The sequence below is a fragment of the Isoptericola sp. MSGPD8_1_ISO-PGPR-S23-394 genome (genome assembly GCF_058072785.1).
The window spans coordinates 2,776,486-2,798,387 of sequence record NZ_CM176517.1; the positions used below are offsets into that span (position 1 = coordinate 2,776,486).

A 21,902-nucleotide genomic window follows, 5' to 3' on the forward strand; every position below is an offset into this window, starting at 1 on the left:
GTCGAGGACGGAGCCTAGCGCCTCACCGGATCATTCGGACACTTCGCCCGACGGGTCCTCGCGGGCGTCGCCGCGTCGCAGCTGGGCGAGCACGTCGTCGAAGAAGGAGCGCACCTCTTCCCACCGCACGGTGGCGTTGGCCAGGTGCTCCTCGAGGCGGTCGATCTCGGCGTGCTGCGCGTCCTGACGACGCCGCTCGGCGAGCTCGCGCCGCACCTCGGCGAGCTTGGCCTCCGCCTCGCTGACGATCCGCTCGAGCTCGCGCTCGACCGCGGCCGCGTCCTCCGGCTTCCCGCTCGTCATGGGGTTCCCTCCCCATCCGTGCGGGCTCACAGCACGGCGGTGACGCCGATGAGTGCCAGCGGGATCCCGACGAACACGCCCAGCACCCAGGCCGCGGCCCACAGCTTGTTGGTGGCGGCGACATTACCGAGCCAGGTCGCGCCACGCAGCGGGAGCTGGCGCAGGAGGGGCAGACCGAAGACGACGAGCGCCGCGAACACGTTGAACAGCACGTGCACGAACGCCGCCTGCAGGGCCAGCGTGCCCTCCGCCCCGGTGAAGGCGAAGGCGGCGATCAGTGCCGTGATGGTGGTGCCGATGTTCGCACCGACGGTGAACGGGTAGATCTGCTTGAGGCTGAAAGTTCCCGATCCCGCGAGCGGGATCATCAGGCTGGTCGTCGTCGAGGAGGACTGCACCATGACGGTCATCGCGGCACCGCTGGCGATGCCGGTGAGCGGCCCCCGTCCCACGGAGGAGTGCAAGACCTCGGCGGCCCGTCCGACCATGAGGACCTTGAGCAGGCGGCCGAGCCAGTTGATGACCAGCAGGATCAGCGCGATCCCGAGGACGATCATCGCCACGCCGTGCCAGGCGCCGGGCAGGAACGACGTCGACCAGGCGAGCGCGTCTGCCAGGGGCTGGGTCACCGCGTCCACGGCGGTGCCGAGCCCGGAGAACACCGTGGCGACGAACCCGCCGTCGGAACCGGAGGTCGCGTCCGCGAGCCAGGCCGAGGACTTCTCGAGGAACCCGGTCGCCAGCTCGAGCGGCAGGAAGATCGCCACGGCGATGAGGTTGAAGAAGTCGTGCACCGTCGCCGCGGAGAACGCCCGCCGGAAGCTCTCCTTGTCGCGGACCATGCCGAGGCTCACGAGCGTGTTGGTCAGCGTGGTGCCGATGTTGGCGCCCATGAGCATCGGGATCGCGATGCTGATGGGCAGACCGCCCGCGACCAGCCCGACGGTGACGGAGGTGGTGGTCGAGCTGGACTGCGTGGCCGCGGTGAACAGCACACCCACCATGAGCGCGACGAACGGGTTCGACGCGAAGGCGAACAACGACTCGGCGGTGTCCCCCGTGGCCACCTTGAAGCCGGAGCCGATGAGCTCGACCGCGGTGATGAGGACGTAGACGCCGACGACGACACCGAGCCAGTTCGCGGTGCGCAGAGCACGGCCCGACAGTCCCAGGCGTTCGAACGGGCTGACCAGCCGCACCTCGCGGTCGGTGGTACCGGCCGGTGCGGCGGAGGTCACGGACGCCTGCGGCAGGACGTCGGTCATGGAGTCTCCCGTGAAGATGGAGGTGACCGCCCCGACGGCGGCCACCACTCGTCATTGCTCCTCCGAGACAACCAGGGCCGGATGACGTCATCACGGACCTCAGGTGAACAGAAGATGAACGCGCACGGTCTCGTGCATCACACGTTCACCTCACACCTGCGCACCGCCACTCAGGCGTACGTGGCGACCACCGCGGCGTGGTCGCTCCACCGCTCCTCGTACGACGGCGCCCGGTCCACCTCGACCTTCACCGCCCGGCCCGCGAGCGACTCGTTCGCGAGCTGGTAGTCGATGCGCCAGCCCCGGTCGTTGGTGAACGCCTGCCCGCGCCAGGTCCACCACGTGTACGGGCCCGGACCGTCGCCACCGTGGGCACGTCCGAGGTCGCTCCACCCGCCGTCGAGCCAGCGGTCGACGTAGGCACGCTCCTCGGGCAGGAACCCGGCGCTCTTGCGGTTGCCCTTGAAGTTCGCGATGTCGACCTCGCGGTGCGCGATGTTCAGGTCGCCCGCGACGAGGGCCGGCACGTCGCCCACCGCCAGCTCGGCCAGCCGTGCGGAGACCCGGTCCAGGTGGGCGTACTTGGCCACCAGGGTGTGCTCCTGGCCGGGGGCGTTCGAGGCCGAGTGCAGGTAGGCGGACACGACCGTAAGGGACCCGCCGTCGGGCAGGACGAGGTCCGCCTCGAGCCAGCGCCCGGTGTCGACGTCCGGCTCCTGGCCGCCGTCGGGCAGGTCGAGCCCGCCGCGCACCGCGGTGAGCGGCAGGCGCGACGCGACCGCGACGCCCGCCCGTCCCTTGAGCTCGGACGGCAGGTGCGCGACGTGCCAGCCCTCCAGGTAGTCGCGCACGAGCGCGTCGGGGGCCCGGACCTCCTGCAGCAGCAGGACGTCCGGCGAGCGGCGGGAGATCCAGTCGTGCATGCCGCGGCGGAAGGCGGCGCGGATCCCGTTGACGTTGGCGGTGGCGATGGTCAGCACGCCGGCCATACCACCACACGCCTCCGACAGTCGTCAGCGGCGCACGTCACGTCACCCTGCCGGGACGTCACCTGCCCGCGTACGCGGCCTCCAGCGTGGGCACGTCGATCTTGGACATCTTCAGCATCGCCTGCATCGCCCGCAGGTTCGCCGCGGTCGAGTAGTCGCCGCACAGCTCCTCGAGCTGGCGCGGGATGACCTGCCAGCTCACGCCGAATCGGTCGGTGCACCACCCGCACGGGCCCGGCTCGCCGCCGTCGGCCGTGAACAGGTCCCAGTAGTGGTCGACCTCGTCCTGGCCGTCGCAGAGCAGGTAGAAGGTGAAGGCCTCGTCGAGCCGGAGGTCCGGCCCGGCGTTGAGGCCGACGACGTCGATGCCGCAGACGGTGAACTCGACGATGAACGGCTCACCCGCCGTGGCGCCGGGGACACCCTCGGGCGCTCTGAGGACCTTGCCGACGCGTGAGTCGGGGACGTGCTCGGCGTAGAAGTCGGCGGCCTCGTGGGCGTTGTCGTCGGCGAACCACAGGTGCGGTCTCACGGTGACCATGTCGCTCCCTCCTGGGCCCCGCGGGTCGGGGTCTCAGGAGGTACGACGGCGGCGGTCCGCCGTACTCATCGGTGCTCAGGTCGCCGCGAGCCGCCGCTTCTCGGCCGCCAGGTCATAGGTGGTCACCGCGGGCCACCGGGGGTCGATGTCCTCCAGGGCGGTCACGAGCAGAGCCTGGACCGCGAGCCGCGCGTACCACTTCGAGTTCGCCGGCACCACGTGCCACGGTGCGTGGTCGCTCGACGTCCGGTCCAGGACCGTCTGGAACGCTTCCATGTAGCGCGGCCAGAGCAGCCGCTCGTCGACGTCGCCCGGGTTGTACTTCCAGTGCTTGTCCGGCCGCTCGAGCCGCTCCATGAGACGCGCCTTCTGCTCCTCGGACGAGATGTGGAGCATCACCTTGACGACCCTCGTCCCGGAATCGCTCAACCGCTTCTCGAAGTCGTTGATCGCGCCGAAACGCCTCTCGATCTCCCCCGGAGGTGCGAGCTCGCGCACGGCGCCGATGAGGACGTCCTCGTAGTGCGAGCGGTCGAACACCCCGATGAAGCCTGCCTCGGGGACCTCCTTCTCCACCCGCCACAGGAAGTCGTGCGCGAGCTCCTCGGCGGTCGGCTTCTTGAACGCCTTGAGCCGGATGCCCTGCGGGTCCGTGGCCCCGATGACGTGGCGGACGATCCCGCCCTTGCCCGCGGAGTCCATCGCCTGCAGGACGAGCAGCACGGCCGGTGTCGACGCGTTCACGGTGCTCTGGGCGTAGAGGCGCTCCTGCAGGGCTGCCAGCTCCTCGGCCCCGGCGCGCAGGTCGGACCGGCCGTGCTTCTTGCGACCGTCGTAGCCCGGGGTGGCGTCCGGGTCGACGTCGGCCAGGCGGAAGCCCTGCCCGACCCGGAGCAGCTCGCCGGGGTGAGCGGTCCAGCGGTCCTCGCGTGTCACGGTCATCCCGTCATCATCGCAAGGTCGGGGCGGCGGCGTCGGCCGTGCGGCACGGCCGACGCCGGTGCGGTCAGGCGACCGAGCGCTCCGCCGCCTCCACCGCGCTGCGGAACAGCATGGCGATCGTCGTCGGTCCGACGCCGCCGATCCGCGGGGTGATCGCGCCGGCGACCTCCTCGCAGGACTCGTCCACGTCGGGCAGCAGCCGCCGCCCCTCGTAGCGGACGCCGCCGCCGACGACCGTCACGCCCGGCGTGAGGTGCTCCGGGCGCAGGATGCCCGGCACGCCCGCGGCCGCGATGACGATGTCGGCCCGCCTGGTGTACTCCGGCCAGTCCGGCACCCCGGTGTGGACCACGGTGACGGCCGCGTTCGCCGTCGGCCGCTTCTGCGAGAGCAGCAGCGCGAGCGGGCGGCCGAGCGTGGTGCCGCGCCCGAGGATGCACACCTCGCGCCCAGACACCGGGATCTCGTAGTGCGCCAGCAGCGTCTCGATCCCCGCCGGCGTCGCGGGCACCGGTCCCGGCATCCCGAGCGCGAGGCGTCCCATGTTCACCGGGTGCAGCGCGTCGACGTCCTTGTCGGGGTCGAGCGCGAGCAGCGCCGCGTCGAAGTCGATCTGCGGCGGCGTCGGGTGCTGGATGAGCACGGAGTCGACGTCGTCGGCGTCGTTCATCTCCCGGACGGCCGCCAGGACGTCCGCCTGGGAGGCCTCCTGCGGCAGGTGGATGTGCGGCGAGCTGAAACCGAGCTCGGTCGCCTTGTCCATCTTCATCCGGATGTAGCCGGCGCTCGCCGAGTCGTCCCCGACGAGGATCGTGCCGAGCCCCGGCCGGTGACCGGCGGCGACGAGCGCCTCGATCCGCGGCGCGAGGTCGGCGAACACGGCCTCCGCGACCGGCTTGCCCGGCAGCATGCGGGCGGTCACTGCTGCAGCTCCGGGTACAGCGGGAAGTCGGCCGTGAGCTTCTCGACGCGGGCGGACAGGGCCGCGGTGTCCGCGCCCTCGCCGTCGCGCAGCGCGGCCGCGATGATGTCCGCGACCTCGGTGAACTCCTCGTCGCCGAAGCCACGGGTGGCCAGCGCCGGGGTACCGATGCGCAGGCCGGAGGTGACGCGCGGCGGGCGCGGGTCGAACGGGACGGCGTTGCGGTTGACGGTGATGCCGACCGAGTGCAGGAGGTCCTCCGCCTGCTGGCCGTCCATCGCCGAGTTCCGCAGGTCGACCAGCGTGAGGTGGACGTCGGTGCCCCCCGTCAGCACCGAGACGCCGGTGCCGGCGACGTCGGCCTGGGACAGCCGCTCGGCGATGATCCGGGCACCGCGCAGGGTGCGCTCCTGGCGCTCCTTGAAGGCGTCCGACGCCGCCAGCTTGAACGCCACGGCCTTGCCGGCGATGACGTGCATGAGCGGACCGCCCTGCTGGCCGGGGAAGACCGCGGAGTTCAGCTTCTTCGCGTACTCCTCCTTCGCCAGGATGAAGCCGGAGCGGGGGCCGCCGATCGTCTTGTGGACGGTCGAGGAGACGACGTCGGCGTGCGGCACCGGGGACGGGTGCAGCCCGGCGGCCACCAGGCCCGCGAAGTGCGCCATGTCCACCCAGAGCTTGGCGCCGACCTCGTCCGCGATCTCTCGGAACGCGGGGAAGTCGAGCTGGCGCGGGTAGGCGGACCAGCCGGCGATGATCACGTCCGGGCGGTGCTCGAGGGCGCGCTTGCGCACCTCGTCCATCTCGATGCGGTGGGACTCCGGGTCCACGCCGTAGCCGGCGACGTCGTACAGCTTGCCCGAGAAGTTGATCTTCATGCCGTGCGTCAGGTGGCCGCCGTGGGCCAGCTCGAGGCCGAGGATCTTGTCGCCCGGGTTGATCAGGGCGTGCAGCACGGCCGCGTTGGCCTGGGCGCCCGAGTGCGGCTGGACGTTCGCGTACTCGGCGCCGAACAGCTCCTTGGCGCGGGCGATCGCCAGGTTCTCCGCGACGTCGACCTGCTCGCAGCCGCCGTAGTAGCGGCGTCCGGGGTAGCCCTCGGCGTACTTGTTGGTGAGGACGGAGCCCTGGGCCTGCAGGACGGCGCGCGGCACGAAGTTCTCCGACGCGATCATCTCGAGGGTGTCGCGCTGGCGGGCCAGCTCGCCGTCGAGGACGGCGGCGATCTCCGGGTCCACCTCGGCCAGAGGGGCGTTGAACGTGGGGTCGGGTGCGCTCATGGCGGCGTCTCCTGCTGTGTCGGCGGTTGCACGGGTTGTCGTTACCGACCGGGCCCAGGCGACCGACCCGTCGTCAGCACAGCGCGTCGCTCCCCGGTGGTGATCCACCTGTACGCCAGTCGCGACGCGTCGATCCTAGCCGATGGGTCGTCGGCGGGTCAGCCCTCCGGTCGGCCCGGGTCTACCCCGGCGAGGCGGGGACCTCGGTCGTCGCGACGGGCCAGCCGCGCGACCAGCCCAGCTCCTGGATCGCCAGCCGGTGCAGCCCCTCGGCGTCGCCGTCGTAGAAGTGGTACCCGAGGCGTCCCTGCGAGACGGACTGCCCGCCCGGCCCGATCATCGGCCCGTCCGAGCCCAGCACGAGCGTCCCGCCGCCGTCGGCCATGTCCTGCCCGTCGGCGTCGAGGTACGGCCCGGTGACGTCGCGCGACCTGCCCACGTGGATCGAGTACGTGGAGCTCACGCCCGAGCAGCACTTCCCCCAGGAGACGAACAGGTAGTACCAGCCGTCGCGCTCGACGACGTACGGCGCCTCGATCTGGTTCTCCCCGTCGCCCCGGCTCGCCACCAGCACGGGGTCGGCACCGGCGACGGGCGTCCCCGAGGGCCACTCGAGCGGGACGGCGTGGATGCCGTCCCAGAACGACCCGAAGAACAACCACGGCTCACCGTCCTCGTCCTCGACCACGCCGGGGTCGATCGCGTTGTACGACGACTCCCCCGCCTGCGACCGCCACACCGGGCCCTGGTGGGTCCACCCGTACGTCGGGTCGTCGGGGTCGAGGGTGGGCGACGTCGCCAGCCCGATGGCCGAGGTGTTCGAGCCGAACGTCGACGCCGAGTAGTAGAGGTACCAGGTGCCGTCGTGCTCGACGAGCTCGGGTGCCCAGTAATGCTTGACGCCCGCGACTCCGTCGGGGTCGCGCACCCACTGCGGGTCCTCGTCGCTCGACCAGGCCGGGCCGGCCTCCTCCCAGGTGGCCCCGCCGTCGTCGGACCGGTGGACCATCGGGGCACCGAGCGCCTTGTTCGGCACGCCCGTCGAGTAGACGAACCAGGGTTCGCCGTCGTCGCCGACGACGAGGGCGGGGTCGTGCGTGGACAGGTCGCCGTCCAGGGCGAGCGCCACCGGTTCGCTCGACCCCTCCCAGGGACGGACGACGCCGAGGGAGACCCCGGCACCGATCGCGAGCACACCCAGCACGGCGACCACGACGCGCCCCCGACGCCGGCGCCGCCGCTCCACGGGGCGCGGCTCCGCCGTCGGGGGCGCGGGTGCCGGGTCGTCCGCCGTCACGCGCTGCCCAGCCGGATCATCGTCCACGACACGGGCGGCAGCTCGGCGCGGGCCCGGCCGTCGGCGATCTTGGCGGTCGTGTTCGGCCGCGGCGCCACGGTGGTGTCGTCGTCGGCGGTGGCGGTCCAGGTGTGGTCCGGGTTGGACAGGGTCAGCGCTTCGCGCACGACGAGCCCGGGGAAGCCGCGCAGGTCGATGTCCAGGACGACGTCGTCCGTGGCGGAGCGGTTGGTCGCGAAGATCACGACCTCGCCCGTGGCGGCGTCGTGCGTGGCCACCGCGTCGAGCACGTCGACCTCGCCGAAGCGGGCGGTCTCGGTCACGGGTGAGTCGATGGCCAGGCGCAGCACCTCCCCGGCGGCGTGCCGCGAGGTGAGGGCGAACGGGTGGAAGATGGTCTGCTTCCAGCTCCGGCCACCCGGTTCGGTCATGATCGGGGCGATGACGTTGACGAGCTGGGCCTGGGAGGCGGCGTGCACCCGGTCGGTGTGGCGCAGCAGGCTGATGAGCAGGTTGCCGACCACGACGGCGTCGGCCACGTTGTAGCGGTCCTCGAGCAGCACGGGCGCGATGGGCCAGTCGTCGCCCGACGGTGGGCGGGACTCGGCACGCTTCTGGTACCAGACGTTCCACTCGTCGAACGAGATGTTGATGGACGTGCTGTGCTTGCCCGCGGCCCGCACGGCGTCGGCGGTGGCGGCCACGGAGTCGATGAAGTGGTCCATGTCGACCGCGGAGGCGAGGAACGAGGCCAGGTCGCCGTCGGTCTCGTAGTAGTAGGCGTGCGCCGAGACGTGGTCGACGTGCTCGTACGCCTCGGTCAGGACCGTGTGCTCCCAGGCGCCGAAGGTCGGCATGCCCGAGTTGGACGACCCGCACACCACCAGCTCGAGGTCCGGGTCGATCATCCGCATCGCCCGCGCGGCCTCCGTGGCCAGGCGGCCGTACTCGTGGGCGCTCTTCGCCCCGATCTGCCACGGCCCGTCCATCTCGTTGCCCAGGCACCACATCTTGACGCGGTACGGGTCCTGGGCACCGTTCGCCCGCCGAAGGTCGCTCCACTTCGTCCCGCCGGGCACGTTGCAGTACTCGAGCAGGTCGAGGGCCTCCTGCACGCCCCGCGTGCCGAGGTTGACCGCCATCATGGGCTCCACGCCCGTGCGGCGCGCCCACCGCATGAACTCGTCGACACCCACCAGGTTCGGCTCCGTGGAGTGCCACGCCAGGTCCAGGCGCCGCGGCCGCTGCGCGACCGGTCCGATGCCGTCCTCCCACCGGTAGCCGGACACGAAGTTCCCACCCGGGTACCGCACCGTCGAGACCCCGAGCTCACGGGCGAGCTCGACGACGTCACCGCGGAACCCGTCGGCATCAGCGGTGGGATGACCAGGGTCATGGATACCGGTATAGACGCACCGACCCAGGTGCTCGACGAACGAGCCGAAGGTACGACGACGCACGGGCCCGACGACGAAAGCCGGGTCGACGGTGACGGTGGCGGGCAGCATGAGACCTCCCGTGGAGGGGTGGATGGCGGGGTCGACGATGGAGCCCGGTGTGCACCGTGCCGGTGCCCACCGGGAGCTGGGAGGGAGCGGTCTACTTGACCGACCCGAGAGAGAGCCCGCCCTGCCAGTACTTCTGCAGGCCGAGGAAGGCGGCGATCAGCGGGATGATCGAGACCAGTGCACCGGTGACGATGAGGTTCCAGACCTGCTCGCCGCCGGCGCTGGCGTTCGAGAGGGCCTGCCACTGGTTGAGGCCGACCGTGACGGGCAGCAGGTCGGTGTCGCGCAGCACGGCGAGCGGCAGGAAGAAGTTGTTCCAGCTGAACACCGTGGTCAGCAGCAGCACCGTGACGATCGCCGGCCGCAGCAGCGGCAGGGCCACCTGGAAGAAGAGCCGCAGCTCGCCGGCTCCGTCGACGCGCCCGGCGTCGAGCATCTCGCTGGGGATCGCGTCCTGGGAGTACACCCGCACGAGGTAGACCCCGATGGGACTGAGCAGCGACGGCAGGATGACGGCCCACATCGTGTTGATGAGGCCGATGTCGCTCAGCAGCACGAAGGTCGGGATCGTCAGCGCCGTCAGCGGGACCATGACGGACCCGAGCAGCACGGTGAAGTATGCGGTGCGCCCCCTGAAGTGGTACTTCGCGAGACCGTACCCGGCGAAGATCGCGAGCACGGTGGCACCGACGCCGCCGGCGAGCGCGTAGATGAAGGAGTTGCGCAGCCAGATCCAGTAGATGCCGCCCTGGTGCTCGAAGAGCCCCCGGATGTTCTCGACGAGGGAGAAGTTGTCGTTGAACCACAGCGCCCCGCCGGAACCGACGAACAGACCGCTGTTCGTCTTGGTGGACCCGACCACGAGGAACCACAGGGGGACGAGGAAGTAGAGGGCCATGAGCACCAGGAAGGCGTGCGAGCCGATCCGGCGGCCGCCGTTCGCACCCGTGCCAGGGCGGCGGTCACGCTTCGTCGGGGCCGGGCTGGTGGAGGTGTCCGTAGTCATCACTTGAGTCCACTCTGCTTGCGGGTCAGGTACAGGAAGATGTACGACCCGATGAACACGAAGATGCCGAGTGCGAACGCGATCGTGGACGCGTAGTTGAACTGGCTGTAGGAGAACGCCAGGGAGTAGGCGTACATGTTCGGCGTGTAGTCCGAGGGGATCGCACCCTGCGCCACGGACCGCAGCACCGTCGGTTCGGTGAAGAACTGCAGCGTGCCGATGAGCGAGAAGACGACGACCATGACCATGGACGACGACACCATCGGCACCTTGATGCGCACCGCCGTCTGGAGACCGTTCGCCCCGTCGATGCGCGCGGCCTCGTAGATCGACGGGTCGATCGTCCGCAGCGCCGCGTAGATGATGATCATGTAGTAGCCCACCCACTGCCAGGTCACGATGTTGACCAGGGAGGTGAAGATCATCGACGAGCTGAGGAAGTTCGGCGCGGTCATGCCGAAGAGTCCGAAGAGGTCGGTGGCCGGGCCGAACCGCGGGCTGTAGAGGAAGCCCCACATCAGGGCGCCGATGACCGCGGGGACCGCGTACGGCACGAAGATGAGCAGCCGCGACGCCTTGGACAACCGGGTCGCCAGGGTGTCCAGCACCAGGGCGCACAGCAGCGCCAGGCCGATCTGGATCGGGACCATGACGGCCACGAACTTGGCGACCCGCAGCAAGCCCTCGAGGAAGACGGGGTCGGTGAACGCCCGCACGTAGTTGTCGGCGCCGACGAAGACGGACTCGCCGCCGGTCGCGAGCCCCTTGTTGTGCAGGCTCATCCAGAACGCATAGCCGAGCGGGATGATGAGGAACAGCAGGAACACGACGGTGAACGGGGCGACGAAGAGCCATCCCCACCACTGCCGCTTGCTGTCGATGGTGCTGGTCGAGGCCGTCCGGCGGGGTCTTGTGCCCCGCCCGCCCGCGGTGGCGGGTCCGGTGCCTCGGTCGACTGCTGCCGACGACGTTGTCATGGTCTACTCCCTGCGCGATCCTGACCGGACGGAGGGGTCGCCGGCCCGGTGACCCGGGCCGGCGACCCGTCGGTCACTTGACGGTGAAGCCCTGCTGCTGGGCGTAGGACACGAGAGCGTCCTGGATGGTCTGCAGCGTGGTGGCGGCGTCACCACCGGACTCCACCATGTCGAACAGCGCCTGCGTCTGCTGGTCGTAGGCGTAGACCTGGAACGGGCTGAAGGAGAAGCCCTCGTAGCCGTTCGCGGCCTCGAGGAACACGTCCTTGTTGATCTGCTGCCCGCCGAAGAACTCGTACTCCTTGTTCACGAAGAAGTCGGACTCGAGCGCCTCGTTCCACTGCGGGAAGAGCGCGGCCTCGTCGATGCCGAGCTCCCAGGCGTCCATGTTGCCGAACAGCTCGGACGCCACCGTGTACGCGGCCTCCTTGTCGGACGCCTGCTCGGTCACCGCGAAGGTGGAGCCGCCCCAGTTGACCTGGGTGGGGTCGTTCGTGTCCCACTGCGGCAGCGGCGCGGCCTTCCACTCGGCCTCGGAGTCGGCGTCGGACAGCCCCTGGAGGTAGCCCGGGCCCCACGCGGCCGCCAGGTAGACGGCGTAGGTGCCGTCGACGAGGCTGGTGTTGTAGTCCGAGGTGAACGCGTCGTCCGTGGACACGAGGCCCTCGTCGATCAGGTCCTTCCAGTACGACAGGACCTGCTCCGCCTCCGGCGTGGCGACGTCGATGCCGATCTCCTGCGGGTTCGCGGCGTCGTACTCGAACGGCGTCCACCCGTTCTGCGCGAACAGCGCGTAGTTCATCGCGTTGCCGTTGGTCGGGTAGTTGGTGATGTACCCCTCGTAGCCGGCGTCACGCAGGTCCTGGCCCGCCTGGGCGAACTCGTCCCACGTCGTCGGCGCCTCGACGCCGTACTCCTCGAAGATGTCGGCCCGGTACAGCATGCCCATCGGGCCGCCGTCGACGGGGACGGCGTAGACCGAGTCGCCGCTGACGACATCGGACCAGGCGCCGGTGGTGAACTGGCTCTCCAGCTCGTTGGCGCCGAACTCCGACAGGTCGGCGAGCGAGTTCAGGATCGTGTAGGTCGGCAGGATCTCCGACTCGAGCATGATGACGTCCGGCGCGCCGGAACCGGCCTCGATGGTGGTCGAGAACTTGTTGTACTCGTCCGCACCCTGGCCGGCGTTCGTCCAGCAGACCTGGACGTCGTCGTGCGTCTCGTTGAAGTGGTCGACCACGGACTCGAACGCGGGGTACCAGGCCCACACGGAGACCTGGGTGGCGTCCGGGTTGACGACCTCGTTGGTGCAGGTCGCGTCGCCGCCCGCTGCCTCCGTGCTTCCGTCGCCGCCTTCGCCGGAACCGTCCGACGAGCAGGCGGTGAGCAGCGCTCCGGCCGCCAGCGCGGCCACGGCGACCTGTGCTCCACGGCGTTGTGAGATGCGCATGTGTACTCCTCCTTGATGTGCGCGGGGGCCGCCTTGGCCTCCAGCGAGGGATGCCCGCTCCGGCACCCTCTTCTCCAACGTTGCACATCGGAGTAGGGCTATGTTTACACCGTTGTATATCGCTGGGCAAGCCCCGCCTCCGCATCGTGACCGGTTCGTCACCGACCACTGGCGGCGGGACGTTCAGTGCACGGTTCGTCCCAGCAGGCAGGACTCCCGGGCGACGATCTCGAACGAGGCAACCACGCGGCGCGGCTCCACCGTCGACCCCTCGATCCGCTCCAGCAGCATGTCCACGGCCGTGCGGGCGATCTGCTCGCGCCCCGGCGCGACGGAGCTCAGCAACGGCTCCGAGTAGCGGGCGTCGTCGATGTCGTCGAAGCCCATGACCGCGACGTCCCGCGGCACCGAGACACCACGGGAGTGCAGCACGTGCAGGGCGCCCAGGGCCAGGGCGTCGTTCATGCCGAACACCCCGTCGAACGCCGTCCCGGCGTCCAGCAGTCGCGACATGGCCGCCGCCCCGGTGGAGCGGTGCCAGAGACCGGCGTCGGCCACGAGGTCCGGGTCGAACGGCAGCCCGGCCTCGGCCAGCGCCTGGCGGTACCCGTCGAAGCGAAGACGGGCGGACCCCATCGTCTCGCCCGGATGGGCGCCGATGACGGCGATCCGGCGGCACCCGCGTTCGACCAGGTGCAGCGTCGCCGCCCGGGAGGCCTCGACGTTCGCCATGGTCACGTGGTCGACCGGGCCGAACATCCGCTCGCCCAGCAGGACCATCGGGTAGTCAACCTCCAGACGCTCGGTCTCCTCCGGCTCGAGGGCCAGCGGGGAGAACAGCAGCCCGTCGGTCAGCCGTCGCTGCGCCGAGTCGAGCGCCTGCAGCTCCCGCTCACGCTGGGCGCCCGTCTGCTCGAGGAGGACGACGACCCCCCGCTCCTCAGCGGCACGCATGACCGAGTCGGCCAGCTCGGCGAAGTACGGCAGCGAGAGCTCCGGCAGCGCCAGGCCGATCATCCCGGTCCGCCCCTGGCGCAGGTTGCGCGCCGTCGTGTTGAGGCGGTACCCGAGGGAGTCGATCGCCTCCTGCACGCGTCGGCGCGTCTCGGCGCGCACGTGCGGGTAGTCGTTCACGACGTTCGACACGGTCTTGATGGAGACGCCAGCGCGGTGCGCGACGTCGTGCATGGTCACTGCCACGTGACATTCCTCCTGCTCAACGCGCCCTAGCGTAGGCCACGGAATCTCCGCTGGTGCCGGACAGCACTGTCGTGGTTCACTCTACATCGTTGTAACCATTGGCGGCACACCCGCACCCCGTTCACAGAGGAACACCGAGAACCATGGCTGACGCCCGCATCACCCTGCACCCCGACTTCCGTCGAGGGACCGTCGACCGGCGCCTGTTCGGCTCCTTCGTCGAGCACCTCGGCCGCGCCGTCTACACCGGCATCTACGAACCCGGCCACGCACAGGCCGACGAGCACGGTTTCCGTCGCGACGTGGCCGACCTGGTCCACGAGCTCGGCGTGCCGATGGTCCGCTACCCCGGCGGCAACTTCGTGTCGAACTACGTCTGGGAGGACGCCGTCGGCCCCGTCGAGGACCGCAAGCCGTTCCTCGACCTGGCCTGGCGGACCGTCGAGCCCAACCTCGTGGGCACGGACGAGTTCCTGCAGTGGGCAGAGCGCGAGGGCATCGAGCCGATGATGGCGGTCAACCTCGGCACCCGCGGGGTCGACGCCGCGGCCGCGCTGGTCGAGTACTGCAACGGCGAGGCCGGCACCCGCTGGGCCGACCTGCGCATCGCGAACGGCCGGACCGAGCCCTACGGGGTGCGGCTCTGGTGCCTGGGCAACGAGATGGACGGCCCGTGGCAGATCGGCCACAAGGACGCCCACGAGTACGGCAAGCTCGCCGCCGAGGCCGGCAAGGCCATGAAGCTCGTCGACCCGTCGATCGAGCTCGTCGTGTGCGGCTCCTCGTCCATGCAGATGGAGACCTTCGGCGCGTGGGAGCGCACCGTCCTGTCGTACACGTACGACCTGGTGGACCACATCTCCATGCACGCCTACTACGAGGAGCACGACGGCGACCGGGCCTCGTTCCTCGCCTCGGGCACCGCGATGGACCGGTTCATCGACCGCGTGGTCGCCTCGGCCGACGCCGTGGGCGCCGAGCGCCGGTCGGACAAGAAGATCACCATCTCGTTCGACGAGTGGAACGTCTGGTACCTCGAGACGCGCTTCCCCGGCGAGTCCAACCTGCCGATCCAGCGGGACGCCCCGCGGATCATCGAGGACGTCTACTCCGGCCTCGACGCGGTCGTCGTCGGCGACCTGCTCGTGACGCTGCTCAACCACGCCGACCGCGTCCCGGTCGCCGCCCTGGCACAGCTCGTCAACGTCATCGCGCCGATCATGACCGAGCCGGGCGGGGAGGCCTGGCGCCAGCCCACCTTCCACCCGTTCGCGACGACGGCGCGGCTCGCCCGGGGCACGGCGCTCGACGTCCGCGTGGAGGCGGCGTCCTACGAGACCGAGCGCCACGGCACGGCGCCGACGGTCACGGCCGCGGCGACCGTGGACGACGACGGCTCGCTGGGACTGTTCCTGACCAACCGGTCGGACCACGTCGTCGAGGTGGACCTGGCCCACGTCGGGGCGTCCCTGTCCCTGGCCGAGGGCCACCGGATGGTCGCCGACCACGAGAGCGCCGTCCACGGCCCCGAGCACGCGGCGAAGGTCGCCGAGGCGTGCTGGTCGGCCGTCGACGTCGCCGACGCCGTCCTGGCCACCGGCGGCGGTACGACGACCGTCCGGCTGGCACCGGAGTCGTGGACGGCCTTCGCCGGGACGTTCGCGCGCCTCTGAGCTGCCGACGAACGGACCCCTCGGGTCCGGGCCGGCGGCCGCCGGTCCGGACCCGGGTCCGTCGTCCGGGCGACGGTCAGGCCGGGGCGAGCGCCAGCTCGTCGCCTGCCTGCTCCGAGCCGGGCTTCTGGTCCTCGTAGCGACGCAGCACCCGGCTCACGGTCGACCGGGAGGCCTGCACCTCGTCGGCGATCTCGCGCTGGTTCTTCCCCTGGCGTGCCAGCTCGAGGATGCGCTGGTCGCGGCCGGAGGTGGGCTCGTCGCCCGCGCCCTCGACCGCGGTCTCCCCCGGCCGGTCGCCCGACGCGTCCAGGCGGTCGGCCTGAGCGCTCGCGGTGACGACCGGGATCTCCGAGGTCCCGTGCAGGTTCGACCAGGTCGGCACCCGCGGCGTCGCCCCGGTGGCCGTCTGGTCGCCGTGGCGGCTCAGCCCGAAGGCCTCGACCCGTCGGGTGTGCCCCGTCTCCGGGAGCGGCTCCGTCGGCTGCGGAGCCTCGCTGAGGGCCTCGTCGGCCGGCCCCTCGGGCGCCTCGTCCGCGGGGGCGGTGCCCGCAGGCTCGCCACCCAGCGCAGCGCCGAACTCCTCGGCGAACGGCTCCGTACCCTCCGCAGCACCGGGCTCGGTGGCGACCTCCTCGGGTACGGATTGCGCGACGTCGGTCTGCGCGACGTCGGGCTCGCTGGCGACCGGCTCGCTGGCGACCGGCTCGAGGACGGGCTCGGCAGCGACCGGGGCTGCGGCGACGACGGGCTCGGCGGTGGCCGGCTCCTCGCGGCGGTCGGCAGCGACCGCCACCAGGTCCTCGACGGCGAACGTCCCACGGGCGGTACCGCGCTTCGCCGAGCTCGCTCCGATGGTGTCCAGCCGGCTGCCGTGACGCTCCGCGGCCTCCAGGCGCTCGACCCACACCTGCATCCGGCGCTCGAAGTCCTCCACGGTCAGCAGCTTGAGGGCGCGGTCACGGGCCGCGCGCTGCCGCTCGTGCGCCGCGCGGATCTTCTTCGTGCTGCGTCGGCTGCCGGAGCTGTCCAGGCGCGCGTCGCGCCACATCTCCAGGGCCGTGACGTACTGGTGCACCCGGTGCTCGCGCCGACGCTCGTCGAGCGTGTGGCCCGTGACGAGATGACGCTCGCCGACCAGTGCCAGGTGCCACATCATGGCCGCCACGAGCGGCGGCACGAACCGGAAGACCACCATGTACGGGGTGCTGGCCGTGGGGACGGCGACCTCGTGCAGGGCGGCGAACACGCCGGAGGTCCCCGACAGGATCCAGGTCAGCGTCAGCAGGACCCCGTACGGGCGGCCCTCGAGGGCGGCGTTGCGCGCCATGAGGGCGACCGCGATCAGGCTCACCTCGAGGAAGCCCGCGAGCGCGTAGGCCTCGAGCGGCTCCATGTTCGCGACCTCGAGGCCGAACAGGACCATTCCGCTGTAGGCCAGGGCGGTGGCGATGAAGGCCGCGACGACCACGGCCACCATCGGCAGGTGCCGACCGCGGTAGCGAGGCCTCGAGGGAGCTTCCTGCTGAGTCACGTATTCCTCCGAAATATGGTGATGGCTCCATATATCAACAGGTCTACGCTCGGGAAGTCAACGCTCCGGAGACATCGGGAGCCGATCGTGACCAGGGAGGACGCCGACTCGCGCATACCGGCCGGTCGGTTCGCTATCGTGGTCGCACGCCGTCGAGGAGGACGCCATGACCCCGAGCTCCACCACCCAGCAGGACGCCGGCCCGGCCGGCGAAGCCATCGCTCTCGACACACCGCTGGGATCCTTCGCCGCCCTGCGTCACGACGGCGTCGTCCGGGTCCGCAACATCCGGTACGCCCGGGCAGGACGCTTCGCCGCCCCCGAGGCCGTGGATCCCGATCCGGGCGAGTCCGCAGTGCTCCAGCGCACGCTGCTCGCCTGCCCGCAGCCGCCCAGCGCCGCCGACGAGGTCTACGGGCCGCAGCTGACCGGCGCGACGTTCACCGAGGACTGCCTGCGCCTGAGCATCACCCGACCGACCGACCTCACCGCTGCGGCGCCCGTGCTCGTCTGGGTGCACGGCGGCGCCTACGTCTCCGGCGCGGGCGACCTGCCGGGGTACGACCCCACCACGCTGTGCCGCGAGCACGGCATGGTCGTCGTGAACGTCACGTACCGGCTCGGGGCGCTGGGGTTCTTCGGGTCGCCCGCGCCGGGCCGCGGTGGCCGGCCCGGTGGCCGGCCCGGTGGCCGGCCCGGCGGCCGGCCCGGCGGCCGGCCCGGCGGCCGGTCGGCGAACCTCGGGCTGCTCGACCTCGTCGAGGCGCTGCGCTGGGTCCAGCGGCACGTCGAGGCGTTCGGCGGCGACCCCGAGCGGGTGACGGTGCTCGGCCAGTCCGCGGGAGCCGACCTGGTCGCCCACGTGCTCGGGGCGGACGGCGCTGAAGGGCTCGTGAAGCGGGCGATCCTCCAGTCGGCACCGTTCGGGATCCGCGGCGGCCGGACCGAGGTCCACGAGCGGATGGCCGACACCGTCGGCGACCTGGACCCGACCGGTGCCGTCGAGGAGGTCCTCGACGCCCAGGGCCGCGCCGCCGCCGCCGTCGCCGGCATGAACGACCGCTCCGGCATGCCGTTCGCCCCCGAGTACGGACGGGCACCGCTGCCTCCGGAGGACCAGTTCCGGGCCACCTGGCGCCGTCGGGCACCCGGGACGGAGCTGTTGGTGACGTGGATGGCCCAGGACGGGGCCGCGTTCGTCCAGCTCGACCCGAAGGGACGTGCCCTGCGGGCCAAGCCGCTGTTCGGCCCGGCGCTGTTCCGGCTCGTGTCCCGCCGGGTGACCGACGCCCTGTTCCGCCGGGGCGCCCGGGCCTTCGCGACGGACATGGCCGACGCGGGGGCCGCCGTCGTCTGCGCCGAGCTCTCTGCCCGACCCGTCGGTAACCCGCTCGGGGCGACGCACGCCGTCGAGCTCGGACTGCTCTTCCCGAGCACGGAACGGTGGGCAGAGGCCCCGGTGATCGGGCCGGACGGCGCAGCCCACCTCGTGGAGGCGGGCCGCGAGCTGCGGGCGGCGTGGGCAGAGTTCGCCACCACCGGACGTCTCACCACCGACCAGGTCCGCACCGGACCGGGCTGGAGCGGCGGGCTGCGCGTCGTCACTCGCTCCTAGCCACTGCCGAGCAGGAGGTTGGGCCCGTATCCCCGGCGGATAGCGGGCACAACCTCCTGCTCGGCGGGGGTCAGGACGTCACGGACACCCACGGGCCGTGCTTCGACCCACCGGGCTCCTGGTTCCGCGTCCACCACCGCGCCTCGTACCTCTCCCCCTCGTGGGAGACCACGTCACCCGCGACGAAGATCCGCGACGCCGTCCACACCGCCGTGCCGTCCGAGGTCTCGGCGACCTCCTGCCACGACCCCCACGGCGACGACCCCGGCTCGTGGTTCTGCGTCCACCAGGTCGCCTCGAAGGCCGCAGCGTGGAAGGCGACCCGGTCCCCTGCGCTGTACGCCGTGCCGGCGTCCCAGACCGAGAGCTCCGGCGTTGCCGCCACCTCGCCCAGGACCGTGACCTCCCGGACCTTCAGGTACGAGCCCGGCGTCGAGAGGACCAGGCGCACCCCCGTCACGCTCACGGGGTCGAACGGCACCGTGGTGGACTCCCCGTTCGCCGCCGGCGTGACGTCGGTGGCGACCTCGTGCCAGCTCCCGTCAGCCTCGCGGACCAGGACGTCGGCCGCCGTGACGGTGCCCTCGGTGTTCGTCCACGACACCTCGTCCACGACGAAGGCCGTCTCGGTGGTGACCTCGAAGGTCGCCTCGTCGTGGTGCGTGTCCCCGTCCCACGTCGACCACGCGGTGCCGTCGTCGCCGTCGCACGCGTGCCCCGCCGGCATCTCGTCGTAGCGCGTCTGGTGGAACGACGCGCTGGCCTCCGTACCGCCGAGCGTGCACAGGTCGATTGGTCCGGGCGAAGGCACCGTCAGCTCGGTGATCTTCAGGAACGAGCCCGGGGTCGTGAAGGTCAGGCGCAGCGCGGCAGTGGTGACGGCGTCGAAGTCGACCGCGGTGAGCGCGCCGTTCGCCTCCGGCGCCACGTCCTGCGCGGTCGTGGGCTGCCAGCTGCCGTCGGCGGCGAGACGGTCGACACTGACTCCCGTCACGGTTCCCTCGACGTTGGTCAGCTCGACCCGGTCGGCCTCGAACGGGCTGTCCGACGCCACCGTGAGCGAGGCGGACTCGTGCACCGTGTCGCCGTCCCAGGTCGACCAGGCGGTGGCGACGTCGTCGTCGCAGGCGTGCTGCGGCGGCATCTCCTCGTACCGCGTCTGGTGGAACGACGCGGTGAGCGTCGCCCCGGTGGCGCCGCACACGTCCGGACGCCCCGGCTCTCCCCAGACCTCGAGCTCGGACACGGACTGCCAGGTGTCGGTGTCCGTGTGCAGGAGAACCCGCAGCCCCCGCGTCGCCGGGACCGACGTGGCGTCGAGCTCCACGACCGGCGCACCGGCGGCCGGGTCCTGGACGACGGCAGCGCTCACCCCGGCGTCGACCCAGTCTCCCGTCGCGTCCTGGTACTGGAGGGCGACCGAGCTGGGCCAGGTCGCCCCCGCCCCGTCGGCGTAGGTGTGCAGCACGACCTCGGACGGCTGCTGCGGCGCGTCCCAGGTCAGCTCGAGCCGGCTGTCGAGGGGGTAGCCGTCCCCCGACCAGTCGTCCCAGCCCTTGGAGCGGGTGTCCCCGTCGACGACCGTCGCGACGAGGTCGTCGCGGCTGGACGCCGAAGCCGTCGCGTCACGGGCCAGGTTCACCAGACCCTCGTCCCATACCTGGATCTCGCGGGTGATCCGTCGACCGGGCCCGAAGCCGTCGGCAGCGGCCAGGTTGCCGACGACCGTCTGGCGACCGAGCCGGTCGAGGTCGGGAGCGTCCCACTCGACCGCGACGTCCGAGGTCGCCTCCCCCACCTGGACGGAGACCGTCGTCGGGAGGGCTGCCTCCGGGTCCGTGCCACGCCGGACCGTCTCGGGCAGCCCGTCGTCGACGACGGTCCAGATCTCCTCGCCGACGCCCTTGTCGTCCCAGTAGCCGGCGTCCCAGCCGGTCTCCCACGCGGCGAGGTCCTCGTCGGCGGGGTTGCGCATCTCGAGGCGGCCGCCCTCCCCGACGGTGATCGGCAACCAGACGTAGGTGGAGTCCGCCGCACCGGCGTTCCACCGGTCGCCGAGGTAGACGTGCTGGCCCGTGCCGAGGGTGAGGACGTCGGTCGACTGTGACCCGAAGGTGGTGCCGCGGACGTCCCCGATCGACAGCCGCCCGTCCCCGCCCTCCGGGATCGCGTCGTAGCGGATGTCCTCGGCCGGGTCGTCGGCATCGACACCTCGCACCCACGTGCCCAGGAGGTCGTCGGTCGAGTAGTAGGTCTGCGAGTTCGGCGCCCAGCCGGTCGCCCCGGACGCGATCACGTAGTACCTCCCACCGTGCGTGAACATCGCCGGCGCCTCGAGGTGACCGCACTCCTTGACGATCTGGAAGTCCTCGCCACGCACGGGCGCGTCGGCCGAGCCGTCGGCGAAGAGGTACGGGTACTGCCCGTCCTCCGCGTACTGGATCCCGATCGGGTCGTCGGTGGTGGTGTGCTCGACGTTCGTGTAGTCCGCGTTCAGCCGCGCGACGTAGAGCGAGTGGTTCTCCTCCGAGGAGTAGACGATGTAGGCCGAGCCGTCGTCCTCCTGGAAGACGGTCATGTCCCGCGCCTGACCGGGCACCGCGGAGTCCGTGCACGCCTGGTGGTCGGCGCGGTTGTAGAGGCGGAAGGACCCGGTGAGGCGGAACGGACCGGTGGGGCTGTCCGAGACGGCGACGGCGGCCATCGACCGCGCGTAGGTGCTGCCACCCGGGCTGGTCTGCCCGTCGGCGTGCCACCACATCACCCAGTTGTCGTTGGCCTCGTTGTACAGGACCTTCGGCCGCTCGAAGATCGCCGTGTAGTCCGACGCCTGCGCGGAGTTCAGGTAGTAGTTCAGGTCGTCGACGCGCGCGGTGTCGACCGTCCCATCGTCGGCCACGGTGTCGTACAGGTCGTCGAAGTACCGGCTCTCGAGCTCGTCCTTCGTCGTCACGCTGCGCAGCGCCGTGCCCTCGTTCGTCCAGCTCAGGGTGTCGGTGGAGCGGTACACCGCGACGCCCGGGCTGCCCCAGTAGCCGTTGCTCCGGTCCTCGCCGTACCAGTAGTAGACGGTCTGCCCGTCCTCCTCGGTCGTGACGACCTGACCGCCGTGGGCCTGGACGTGGCGACCGTCCGTGTCGTACCAGTGCGGCTGGAAGTAGTCGGGGTCGGCGGCGCCAGGGTCGGCGATCGCCCCGTACTGCGTGTACGTGGGCGGATCGTCCGTCGTCGGCACCCCGTCGGCGGCCTGTGCCGCCGGCGCACCGGCGGCCGACAGGGCCAGTGCGGCGACCGCCGACACGGTCCATGCGTGACGAGACCTCATCGTCTCTCCGTTCGTTCGCGCTGCCCGGGAGCAGCTGGCGTCGATGCCGATGTTCACGTCAACATCGGACGCGAC

At 71.2% G+C, this 21,902-nt stretch carries 17 protein-coding genes and 1 riboswitch; of the genes, 2 read left to right on the top strand and 15 right to left on the bottom strand.

All coding sequences use genetic code 11. The features are described 5' to 3' along the window. Window positions 1–30: 30 nt before the first annotated feature. The 13 genes from AC3RJ8_RS12785 to AC3RJ8_RS12845 all read right to left on the bottom strand — a co-directional run bounded on the left by AC3RJ8_RS12785 (window position 31) and on the right by AC3RJ8_RS12845 (window position 13,680). The gene (locus AC3RJ8_RS12785; RefSeq protein WP_407318774.1) at window positions 31–303 is read right to left on the bottom strand and encodes a hypothetical protein; all 273 of its coding nucleotides are present in this window, start codon (window positions 301–303) and stop codon (window positions 31–33) included. Window positions 304–329: 26 nt separating this feature from the next. Then, window positions 330–1,568, bottom strand: a complete 1,239-nt coding sequence (locus AC3RJ8_RS12790) for a Na/Pi symporter (protein ID WP_489712982.1) — start codon at window positions 1,566–1,568, stop codon at window positions 330–332. A gap of 170 nt (window positions 1,569–1,738) precedes the next feature. Continuing rightward, window positions 1,739–2,557, bottom strand: a complete 819-nt coding sequence (locus tag AC3RJ8_RS12795; RefSeq protein ID WP_489712983.1) for an exodeoxyribonuclease III — start codon at window positions 2,555–2,557, stop codon at window positions 1,739–1,741. A 58-nt stretch (window positions 2,558–2,615) separates the two neighbouring features. Next, complete coding sequence (locus tag AC3RJ8_RS12800; protein WP_489712984.1) at window positions 2,616–3,098, bottom strand: VOC family protein; 483 nt, start codon at window positions 3,096–3,098, stop codon at window positions 2,616–2,618. 75 nt (window positions 3,099–3,173) lie between these two features. Next, window positions 3,174–4,040: a PPK2 family polyphosphate kinase gene (locus AC3RJ8_RS12805; protein WP_489712985.1), complete on the bottom strand. Its 867-nt coding sequence runs from the start codon at window positions 4,038–4,040 to the stop codon at window positions 3,174–3,176. Window positions 4,041–4,104: 64 nt separating this feature from the next. Next, a complete protein-coding gene (locus AC3RJ8_RS12810) occupies window positions 4,105–4,962 on the bottom strand; it encodes a bifunctional 5,10-methylenetetrahydrofolate dehydrogenase/5,10-methenyltetrahydrofolate cyclohydrolase (protein WP_489712986.1) in 858 nt (285 codons plus the stop codon). After that, on the bottom strand, window positions 4,959–6,242 hold the full coding sequence (glyA, locus tag AC3RJ8_RS12815) for a serine hydroxymethyltransferase (RefSeq protein WP_489712987.1): 1,284 nt from the start codon (window positions 6,240–6,242) through the stop codon (window positions 4,959–4,961). The genes AC3RJ8_RS12810 and glyA overlap by 4 nt, the downstream gene beginning before the upstream one ends. 45 nt (window positions 6,243–6,287) lie before the next feature. Next, window positions 6,288–6,375: riboswitch (ZMP/ZTP riboswitch) on the bottom strand. 48 nt (window positions 6,376–6,423) lie between these two features. Further along, window positions 6,424–7,566, bottom strand: a complete 1,143-nt coding sequence (locus AC3RJ8_RS12820; RefSeq protein WP_489712988.1) for an arabinan endo-1,5-alpha-L-arabinosidase — start codon at window positions 7,564–7,566, stop codon at window positions 6,424–6,426. After that, window positions 7,536–9,047: an arabinosylfuranosidase ArfA gene (gene arfA, locus AC3RJ8_RS12825; protein ID WP_489712989.1), complete on the bottom strand. Its 1,512-nt coding sequence runs from the start codon at window positions 9,045–9,047 to the stop codon at window positions 7,536–7,538. Before arfA (AC3RJ8_RS12825) ends, AC3RJ8_RS12820 begins: the two co-directional genes overlap by 31 nt. Window positions 9,048–9,138: 91 nt before the next feature. Then, window positions 9,139–10,053, bottom strand: a complete 915-nt coding sequence (locus AC3RJ8_RS12830) for a carbohydrate ABC transporter permease (protein WP_489712990.1) — start codon at window positions 10,051–10,053, stop codon at window positions 9,139–9,141. After that, window positions 10,053–11,030: a carbohydrate ABC transporter permease gene (locus tag AC3RJ8_RS12835; protein ID WP_489712991.1), complete on the bottom strand. Its 978-nt coding sequence runs from the start codon at window positions 11,028–11,030 to the stop codon at window positions 10,053–10,055. The genes AC3RJ8_RS12830 and AC3RJ8_RS12835 overlap by 1 nt, the downstream gene beginning before the upstream one ends. Window positions 11,031–11,103: 73 nt before the next feature. Then, window positions 11,104–12,480: an ABC transporter substrate-binding protein gene (locus tag AC3RJ8_RS12840; protein WP_489712992.1), complete on the bottom strand. Its 1,377-nt coding sequence runs from the start codon at window positions 12,478–12,480 to the stop codon at window positions 11,104–11,106. Between the two features lie 183 nt (window positions 12,481–12,663). Next, window positions 12,664–13,680 (bottom strand): LacI family DNA-binding transcriptional regulator, encoded by a 1,017-nt coding sequence (locus AC3RJ8_RS12845; RefSeq protein WP_489712993.1) that lies wholly within the window; start codon window positions 13,678–13,680, stop codon window positions 12,664–12,666. A 143-nt stretch (window positions 13,681–13,823) separates the two neighbouring features. Here AC3RJ8_RS12845 and arfA (AC3RJ8_RS12850) point away from each other — a divergent pair, with 143 nt between their 5' ends. Next, window positions 13,824–15,353, top strand: coding sequence for an arabinosylfuranosidase ArfA (gene arfA / locus AC3RJ8_RS12850; RefSeq protein WP_489712994.1), 1,530 nt, complete (start codon window positions 13,824–13,826; stop codon window positions 15,351–15,353). Between the two features lie 76 nt (window positions 15,354–15,429). On the opposite strand, the gene AC3RJ8_RS12855 is transcribed toward arfA (AC3RJ8_RS12850), so the two are convergent. Next, entirely contained in the window at window positions 15,430–16,887 is a 1,458-nt protein-coding gene (locus AC3RJ8_RS12855; RefSeq protein ID WP_489712995.1) for a helix-turn-helix domain-containing protein, read from the bottom strand. Window positions 16,888–17,053: 166 nt separating this feature from the next. Here AC3RJ8_RS12855 and AC3RJ8_RS12860 point away from each other — a divergent pair, with 166 nt between their 5' ends. Continuing rightward, complete coding sequence (locus tag AC3RJ8_RS12860; protein ID WP_489712996.1) at window positions 17,054–18,502, top strand: carboxylesterase family protein; 1,449 nt, start codon at window positions 17,054–17,056, stop codon at window positions 18,500–18,502. A gap of 70 nt (window positions 18,503–18,572) precedes the next feature. On the opposite strand, the gene AC3RJ8_RS12865 is transcribed toward AC3RJ8_RS12860, so the two are convergent. Next, a complete protein-coding gene (locus AC3RJ8_RS12865; RefSeq protein WP_489712997.1) occupies window positions 18,573–21,827 on the bottom strand; it encodes a discoidin domain-containing protein in 3,255 nt (1,084 codons plus the stop codon). Window positions 21,828–21,902: the final 75 nt, after the last annotated feature.

Bases quoted from the DNA above. Each gene is read 5' to 3' on its own strand.
- AC3RJ8_RS12785 (WP_407318774.1), bottom strand. From the start codon at position 303: ATGACGAGCGGGAAGCCGGAGGACGCGGCCGCGGTCGAGCGCGAGCTC.
- arfA (WP_489712989.1), bottom strand. From the start codon at position 9,047: ATGCTGCCCGCCACCGTCACCGTCGACCCGGCTTTCGTCGTCGGGCCC.
- arfA (WP_489712994.1), top strand. From the start codon at position 13,824: ATGGCTGACGCCCGCATCACCCTGCACCCCGACTTCCGTCGAGGGACC.
- AC3RJ8_RS12800 (WP_489712984.1), bottom strand. From the start codon at position 3,098: ATGGTCACCGTGAGACCGCACCTGTGGTTCGCCGACGACAACGCCCAC.
- AC3RJ8_RS12835 (WP_489712991.1), bottom strand. From the start codon at position 11,030: ATGACAACGTCGTCGGCAGCAGTCGACCGAGGCACCGGACCCGCCACC.
- AC3RJ8_RS12840 (WP_489712992.1), bottom strand. From the start codon at position 12,480: ATGCGCATCTCACAACGCCGTGGAGCACAGGTCGCCGTGGCCGCGCTG.
- AC3RJ8_RS12860 (WP_489712996.1), top strand. From the start codon at position 17,054: ATGACCCCGAGCTCCACCACCCAGCAGGACGCCGGCCCGGCCGGCGAA.
- AC3RJ8_RS12790 (WP_489712982.1), bottom strand. From the start codon at position 1,568: ATGACCGACGTCCTGCCGCAGGCGTCCGTGACCTCCGCCGCACCGGCC.
- AC3RJ8_RS12795 (WP_489712983.1), bottom strand. From the start codon at position 2,557: ATGGCCGGCGTGCTGACCATCGCCACCGCCAACGTCAACGGGATCCGC.
- glyA (WP_489712987.1), bottom strand. From the start codon at position 6,242: ATGAGCGCACCCGACCCCACGTTCAACGCCCCTCTGGCCGAGGTGGAC.
- AC3RJ8_RS12805 (WP_489712985.1), bottom strand. From the start codon at position 4,040: ATGACCGTGACACGCGAGGACCGCTGGACCGCTCACCCCGGCGAGCTG.
- AC3RJ8_RS12865 (WP_489712997.1), bottom strand. From the start codon at position 21,827: ATGAGGTCTCGTCACGCATGGACCGTGTCGGCGGTCGCCGCACTGGCC.
- AC3RJ8_RS12830 (WP_489712990.1), bottom strand. From the start codon at position 10,053: ATGACTACGGACACCTCCACCAGCCCGGCCCCGACGAAGCGTGACCGC.